General features: G+C 69.1%; 7 protein-coding genes. 3 read left to right on the top strand and 4 right to left on the bottom strand.

The annotated features are described in order from the left end of the window. A partial coding sequence (locus NJ1_RS11445) for a thiamine pyrophosphate-dependent enzyme (protein WP_422615748.1) occupies positions 1 to 1,122 on the bottom strand: 1,122 nt, incomplete at its 3' end. Positions 1,123 to 1,475: 353 nt separating this feature from the next. Between NJ1_RS11445 and NJ1_RS11440 the strand changes: the two genes are divergently transcribed. Both NJ1_RS11440 and NJ1_RS11435 read left to right on the top strand, forming a co-directional pair. After that, positions 1,476 to 2,012 carry a TetR/AcrR family transcriptional regulator gene (locus NJ1_RS11440; RefSeq protein WP_067691677.1) on the top strand — a complete coding sequence of 179 codons (537 nt, stop codon included), beginning with the start codon at positions 1,476 to 1,478 and terminating at the stop codon, positions 2,010 to 2,012. 22 nt (positions 2,013 to 2,034) lie between these two features. After that, the gene (locus tag NJ1_RS11435; RefSeq protein ID WP_067691568.1) at positions 2,035 to 2,898 is read left to right on the top strand and encodes a class I SAM-dependent methyltransferase; all 864 of its coding nucleotides are present in this window, start codon (positions 2,035 to 2,037) and stop codon (positions 2,896 to 2,898) included. 23 nt (positions 2,899 to 2,921) lie between these two features. Here the strand turns inward: NJ1_RS11435 and NJ1_RS11430 are convergent, their stop codons facing one another. Continuing rightward, entirely contained in the window at positions 2,922 to 4,511 is a 1,590-nt protein-coding gene (locus tag NJ1_RS11430; protein WP_067691674.1) for a putative glycoside hydrolase, read from the bottom strand. A 124-nt stretch (positions 4,512 to 4,635) separates the two neighbouring features. On the opposite strand from NJ1_RS11430, the gene NJ1_RS11425 reads away from it, so the two are divergent. Continuing rightward, entirely contained in the window at positions 4,636 to 5,649 is a 1,014-nt protein-coding gene (locus NJ1_RS11425; RefSeq protein WP_067691565.1) for a polysaccharide deacetylase family protein, read from the top strand. Positions 5,650 to 5,725: 76 nt separating this feature from the next. Here NJ1_RS11425 and NJ1_RS11420 read toward each other — a convergent pair whose 3' ends face one another. Both NJ1_RS11420 and NJ1_RS11415 read right to left on the bottom strand, forming a co-directional pair. Further along, the gene (locus NJ1_RS11420) at positions 5,726 to 6,280 is read right to left on the bottom strand and encodes a 3'-5' exonuclease (RefSeq protein ID WP_067691562.1); all 555 of its coding nucleotides are present in this window, start codon (positions 6,278 to 6,280) and stop codon (positions 5,726 to 5,728) included. Between the two features lie 52 nt (positions 6,281 to 6,332). Then, complete coding sequence (locus NJ1_RS11415; RefSeq protein ID WP_067691559.1) at positions 6,333 to 7,124, bottom strand: META domain-containing protein; 792 nt, start codon at positions 7,122 to 7,124, stop codon at positions 6,333 to 6,335. Between the last annotated feature and the right edge of the window lies 1 nt (position 7,125).

The raw sequence follows: 7,125 nt of genomic DNA, 5'->3' as shown, positions 1-7,125 counted from the left end.
CCGATGCGGCGCCAGCGGCGCCATGACGGCCGCGGCGGAGGTCAATTTCGCTTCGCCCCACACCTTTTCGGCCGTCTCGGTGACCCGGGCGCCGATATCGGAGTAGCGCCTGAGCATTTCACCGGGGGTGGCCACCCCGGAGGTGACCAGTAGGCGGGCGGTGCCGGTGACCGGATCGCGGCGCAGATCCGCGGTGATCTCGGCGGGCCGCCGGTAGGCCGCCTCCACATCCGAGCCCGCGTGTCCGAGCAGGCGCACCGTGCGCAAGCGCAGGAACGCGGGTTTGCGGTGGGCGCGAACCCATTCCGCGGCCGCGGTGGCGGTGCCGAGCGCGTCGATCAGATCCGCGCCGTCGGCCTCGAAATACCGCAGCCCGGGCCGGTTTCCGTAGGCCTGCTCGATCCAGGTGCGCGGAGTCGGCACGCTGATGCCGATCCCGTTGTCCTCGCACACGAACAGGATGGGCATGGGCACGCCCTGATGCGCGGTGTGCACGGCGGTATTGATCGCCCCGGTGGCGGTGGAGTGATTGGCCGAGGCGTCCCCGAAACTGCACACCACCATCGCATCGGCGGGCCAGTCGTTCGGCACGCCCAGTCCGGCCGCGCGTTCGATGGCGAAGGCCAGTCCGACCGCGCGCGGCAGGTGCGAGGCGATGGTGGAGGTCTGCGGGATGATGTGAGCGGGCCTGCTGCCGAAAACCTTGTGCCGCCCACCGGAAATCGGATCCGACACCGCCGCGGCGATGCCGAGCAGGACATCGCGGATGGGGTCGAGCCCGGGTACCTGTCCGGCGCGGTGCACGAAGAACGCGGCCGAACGATAGTGCAGCAGAGCCGGATCGGTGACCCGCAGTGCGGCCGCCACCGCCGCGTTGCCCTCGTGGCCGGAGGAGCCGATGCTGTAATAGCCGTGCCCCTCGCGGGTGAGCCGGCGTGCGGCCAGATCCAGATGCCGCGCGGCGGCCTGCGCGTCGAAGAGTTCGAGGCAGCGAGCGCCGGTGAGCGGACTGTCCGAGGCCAGCGGTTGCTGCCGGCTGCGAGCGGGTCCCGGTGTCGCAGCGGCGATCTCCGCTCGAAACCACTGATCGAGTTCTGCTTCCCGCTCGTTGATACGCCCCACCACTCCCATATGTCCCATATGTCGCGCGCGTCGGGCTCTCAGCGTAGAGGTGGAACGCGCGCCGCAGCGGCAATCCACGCTCGTCGGCTCGTCGGGCCGCACACCTGATGCCATCATGCCGACTCGATGCCGCCTCGCGTGCGGAGTCGGCGGAGGAAAATCGTTCGGATGCCGTGGTGCGCCTTGTCCGAGGACGGTCGGTCGCGATCCGTCTCTCGATGACGGTCCACGGGTGTACCGCCGGATTCGCCAACGACGCACAGCCGCACTGCCTCGGCCCGCGATACGCCGCGCGACGATAAGATGCAGGAGTGACAATCGTCAGCAACTCGGTTGTCGGTGTGCGCGAGCGAATTCTGCAGGCTGCCTACGAGTTGTGCACTTGCCAAGGTGTGAGAGCGGCGAGCCCGCAAGCGGTCGCCGCTCGTTCCGGTGTCGCCGAAGAGGTTATCTACCAGCACTTCGACTCCATCGAGGAGCTCATTTCCGCGGTATACGAACGCCGCGAACGGTTGTGGACCTTCGGTCTGCTCGAGGAGCAGTCGCGATGTCGAGGCAGCAGCGCGGAGGAACAGTTGCTCGCGCTGTTCGACGTCCTCGACGAATGGTTCGCGTCGTCGGATTTCGATGCGTGCATATTCATCGATGTGCTGATGGAGATGAGCGCGGACCATCCGCTCGGCGGCTCCGGTGTCGACCATCTTCGCGACATGCGCGATATCGTGCGCGCCCGCGCTCACCGCGCGGGTTTCGCCGATGTCGATGATTTCTCGCGATCGTGGCACATCCTGATGAAGGGATCGGTCATCGCCGCGGCCGAGGGCGACCGTCACGCCGCCCACCGGGCCAGGAAGATGGCCGTTGCCCTGATCGCGGCGCACCGGAGCTGAGGCTTCTTGGTATTTTGGCAGGATGGAATTCGGTCGACCCAGCCGTACCGCGCTGGCCACCGCACACGCCCGGGCTTACCATCAGGTCGCCATCGAGCCGCAGATCTTCGCCGACCCGCTCGCCCTGCGCATCCTCGGGGTGCAGCCGGGGGAACTCAGCGACCGGGACACCGCGACCCTCGGATCCCCGGGGCGTGATCGCTCCGGGCACCGCAACCGCCGCATGTTCCTGGCCGCGCGCGCTCGCTACGCCGAGGAGGTGGTGGCCGACGCGGTCGCCCGCGGCACCCGGCAGGTGGTGATCCTCGGCGCCGGCCTGGACACCTTCGCCTACCGCAGCCCGCATCCCGCGCTGCGGGTGTTCGAGGTGGACCACCCCGACACCCAGGCCTGGAAGCGGCGACTCCTGAGCGAGGCCGACATCCCGATTCCCGGAACACTGTCCTTCGCGCCGATCGACTTCGAAACGCACACTCTCGCACAGGGTTTGGCCGAGACGAATTTCGATCGGGAGGAGCCGGCGGTTTTCGTGTGGCTCGGGGTGGTGATGTATCTGACCCGGGACACGATCGTGGAGACCCTGCGCTACATCGCCGGACAGGGTCGCCCCTCGCAGGTGGTGTTCGACTACCTGCGCCCGCCGGTGAACGCCGCGGATCGCGAACGACTGCGCTACCGCTCGAACCGGGTCGCGGCGGTGGGTGAACCGTTCCTGAGCTTCTTCACCCCGGCCGAGATCGGCGAGATCCTGCGATCGCTCGGCCTGCCGGAGATCCGGGACAATTCCGCACCGAGCCTGATCGCGCGCTACATCGGTGCGGCACTGTCGGATTCGCCGGCCCCGAACACCCCGCCGCACGTCGTGCACGCCGCCCGGCGGGCCTGAACACCGCACGAGCGGGTCTGCGCTCAGTCCGGGAGCATCGCCCCACCGTGATACACCGACGCGGCGTTCCACAGGAAGTACCCGTTCATCCCGGCCGCGTAGGTGGCATCGATCTGCGCCTTGACCTGGGCATCGCCATAGGAGACACCCAGGCTGAAGTCCTGTAGCCACGGGAAGATCTGCGCGCCGGTGCCTTCGGTGCGCGCCCGGAAGTCCTGCAGCGACCGGAAGATGATGTCGTACGGTTCGGAATTGGGGCTCGACACGCCGTACTCGCCCGCGTTCCAGTGCGACGGATAGAGCATCGGTGCCACCACGTCGACATTGCGGGCGATGAGCGGAATGTCCTGCGCGATCTCGTCGGGCCGGGTCGCGGCGATGCCGTACACCGCCGCGGCCAGGTGCGCGCCCGCCGCGTGCACCGGATCGCGGCTCTCGTGCAGGAACTGCCCGATCGTGGCGGCGGGCGTATCGCTGATGCCCGGGAAATTCATGCTGGACAGACTGCCGTCCGGGCGGCGCACGTAGTCGTACATGATGCCGTCGAAGCCCAGCCGTGCCGCCTCGGTGGCCAGCGCGATGTTGTAGCCGCGAATGTCCGCGCTCGCGAAGTTGGTGAAGGCGATCGGACCGTAGTGACTGGAATAGGGCTGGCCGGAAGGTGTCTGGATCACCCAGTCCGTGCGACCCGAATGCCACGCCCACGAGGCCATGGTCGGATCCCGGAAAGCGACGATCCGGCCCACCACCCGCAGGTGGAGATCGTGCAGCTGTTTCAGGGCGGCGGGCGCGTCGTAGATCGAGGCGACCGCGCCGGATTCGCGTGCCAGCGGCACCTGCGAGTCGTAGCCGATCCGGCCGTCCTCGTCCTTGATGTCGAGCTGGATGGTGTCGATGCGGCCCTCGCGCGCCAATGCCAGCACGGCCTCGCGCAGGCCGTCGTCGGCCCAGCCGTAGGCGGTGAGGTGGACCGCGCGCATGCGGGTCAGGTCCATCTCGGCGCCGATCGGGGCCGAGGTCCGGTTGCCCGCCGCGTCGAGGGCCACCACCTCGCCGCCGACGGGAGCGTGCGGCAGGGTGATCTCGAACCTGCCGTCCGCTCCGGGCGTCACCGAGGTCTCGCCGATGGACACGCGCTCCGCGCCGCTCGCGGTCCCGCGCACGGTGACCGGATCACGGTAGGAGGCAACGGTATCGGGCCGGGCGACCTCGAGGGCCGGGGCCTGGGTGTCCACGGTGAACGTCGCGGAGGCGCCGGGACCGGTCCGCAGGAATCCGAACGGCCCGCCGGCCGGGATCTCCGCGGCGAAGGTGTGCGGGCCGTCGGAGAGGCCCTCGGGATGGAACACCACCGCATCACCGTCGACCCGGCCGGACACCTCGGATCCGTCCAGCGTCAGACGGACATCCTCGGGGTCGTGCCCCTCGGTCCGGACCCGCAGGTCCAGCCCGGCGAGCGCGTCCGCCCCCACGGTGCCCTGCGGCAGGCCCTCGAGCGGCAGCCCCGACGGTTCCGCACGCCCGGCGCTGACCATCAGCGTGGTGAGGACGATCGCCAGGATCGCGCCGAACGCTATGACCGCCAACCGCTTCCGATCGGACCTGACCCGCATGAGCACCACACACCAACTTCCGACGACACCACCCTTTACGCACACTATCGACGGTCCGGGGGCGCCGTCGTCCGCTTTTGTGAAGATCATCCGTAAACCGTTGTCGCCGCGTAATGTTCGGCCCATGGTGCGGGGCCGGGCCGTTCTTGCGAGGGTCGTCGTGACGGGGCTGGTGTGCGCGGGAGTCGCGGCGTGCGGGGACTCGGCGAACACGACGACCGCGGTGGTGGAATCCGTTGCGGCCGCGCCGTCCACGCCCGCGCCGCCGGATCCGGCGGCGGTCGCGGCCAACGAGCTCGGGGTGGTGCCGGTGCTCATGTACCACCAGCTCTCGCCGCATCCCGCCGGTGACTACGACCAGACACCCGAGGAGTTCCGCGCCGAACTGGAACGGCTCTTCCGCGAGGGCTACCGCCCGATCACCATGGCGCAGTACGGCTCCGGCGAGATCGACCTGCCCGCGGGCACGCATCCGGTGGTGCTCACCTTCGACGACTCCACCGGTAGCCAGGTGCGCTTCGGGGACGACGGGATCCTGGCCCCGGACTGTGCGGTCGCCATCCTGCAGGACGTCGCCGCGGCCCAGACCCCCGCCGTCGCGCCCCGGGCCACCTTCTACGTGAACAACGATCCCTTCGCCGGTGACGGGCGAGCCTTGCCGTGGCTGGCCGCGCACGGCTACGAAATCGGCGCGCACACAGCCGATCACAGCAATCTGGGACAACTGAACGCCGACGGCGTGCAACGCGAACTGGTGCAGAACGTGCGGGCCATCACCGCCGCGGTGCCCGGAATCGACGTGCGGACCATGGCTCTGCCCCTGGGAGTGTTCCCCTCCGACCACGCGCTGGCCGCCGCGGGAACCTGGGAGGGCACCGCGTACCGCTTCGACACCGTGCTGCTGGTCGGTGCCAATCCCGCTCCGAGCCCCTACGGACCCGTCGATCACGGTGCGGTGCCCCGAATCCGCTCCGGCCGCGGCGAGGTCCCCTTCGACTCGGCCTACTGGCTCGACAGGCTCGCCGCCGATCCGGCCCAGCGCTATACCGCCGACGGCGACCCGGCCCGCATCTCGTACCCGAGGGCGGGCGGCGCGGATCCGGACCCGCGCTGGGCGAGCCGGGCCAACCCGTACTGATCGGCCCCACGACCCGAACGGGTTCGCGCGGTGCGGAACTGTGGTGAACCCGGCGTCGCGCTCTCGCGCCCGGCGCTCATCCGGGCCAGTGGTCCTGGGCCATCATCTCGATGATCAGGGCGGCGATGTTCCAGGCATCGTCGTCACCACGATGATGAGTGCCCTCGAGCGGAATGTTCGAGATGTACAGCGCCCCGGCCATGCCGAACCGTTTGCGGGTATCGCGCGCTGCGGAGAAGGCCAGCTTCGCATTGGTGTGCCGGCTGCCGAACGGATACCGCACACCCGTTGCGGCGCACTGTGTCTCGAACTGCTTACGGTCGTACGCGCCCCAGCTCGCCCACGGGCGCGAATCGGAATGGAATTCGGTGCGCAGCACCTCGCACGCCTGCGCGAAGGACAGTCCGCCCGCGACCTGCTCGGCGGTCAGTGTGGTCAGGCGGGTGCAGAACTCGCTGACCTGAGAACGAGCGGGGCGAACCAGGATGCTGCGCTTGGCCACTCGTTGCCGGGTGTCGATATCCAGGACGCACACGCCGATCTCGATGATCTCGTTCGGCTGACCTGGCGGATTCGGATGATCCCAGCAGGTGGCCTCCACATCCACCACGTTCAGATAGCGCTCACTCATGCCGCCGGACGGTACCGGGTCGACTCCGTTCGGCGACAACGAATTTCCGGCGCTATTGTGCGTGCAGCGTCAGACCGGTGCCGTTGGCGGCGTTGCGCAGGGTGAGCGTGTCGGAATCGATGGTGGCCGTGGTCTTTCCGTCGAGGGCCTGCACGACGTCGCGCTCGACCTCCATCACCTGCTCGTCGCACATCATCCGGGTGGTGCCGATCGCGAAGGTGACCTCGGACCCCGCGACCTGCGCGGAGCCGGTCATCCGGTTGCAGCCCGCGCTGCCCGACACCGCGCCGTCCGCGCCGATGGTGAGGGTGGGGCGCACCTCGTCGAGAGTCCGCGAGCGCACCTCGGCCTCGGGGCGCAGCAGCGAGGTCACGACCCAGTTGGTGCCGGTGAGCGGCTTGTCGGGCTGGGCGACCTTGCGGTCCTGCAGGGTGACGGTGCTGCCGTTGCCCCGCAGCGTGAGATCGGCGCCGTCGAGTGTCCAGCCGGGGGAGGAGCTCAGCAGTCCGGTGATCCAGGCGTCGGCCTCGGCGCGGTCGCCCGGACAGCCCATCAGGGTCGCGGCGAGCTTGTCGGTCGTGACGACACCCCCGGCCAGCGAGACCGGACCGCTGGCGGTATTACAGCCGGCGTTCGCGATGATCCGGTCGTCCCGGAATTCGAGGGTGAGCGGGCCGCCGCCGGGAATCTCGATGCCGTCGACCTTCGTGGAGACGTACGCCTTGCCCATCGGCGTCGGGCCGGAGTCCGTCGTGTCGTCGTCGTTCGACGAGGACGAACATCCGGCCACGGCGCTCACGGTGACCGCGAGCAGCACACCACACCACATGCGAGTAGCTGACATG

The organism is Nocardia jejuensis NBRC 103114 (assembly GCF_001613145.1).
GTDB classification, from domain to species: domain Bacteria; phylum Actinomycetota; class Actinomycetes; order Mycobacteriales; family Mycobacteriaceae; genus Nocardia; species Nocardia jejuensis.
This window is presented reverse-complemented; position numbering and strand designations above follow the sequence as displayed.

What these genes read in the sequence shown, in the direction of transcription:
- NJ1_RS11435 (WP_067691568.1), top strand. Translation starts at nt 2,035, where the DNA reads ATGGAATTCGGTCGACCCAGCCGTACCGCGCTGGCCACCGCACACGCC.
- NJ1_RS11430 (WP_067691674.1), bottom strand. Translation starts at nt 4,511, where the DNA reads ATGCGGGTCAGGTCCGATCGGAAGCGGTTGGCGGTCATAGCGTTCGGC.
- NJ1_RS11425 (WP_067691565.1), top strand. Translation starts at nt 4,636, where the DNA reads ATGGTGCGGGGCCGGGCCGTTCTTGCGAGGGTCGTCGTGACGGGGCTG.
- NJ1_RS11420 (WP_067691562.1), bottom strand. Translation starts at nt 6,280, where the DNA reads ATGAGTGAGCGCTATCTGAACGTGGTGGATGTGGAGGCCACCTGCTGG.
- NJ1_RS11415 (WP_067691559.1), bottom strand. Translation starts at nt 7,124, where the DNA reads ATGTCAGCTACTCGCATGTGGTGTGGTGTGCTGCTCGCGGTCACCGTG.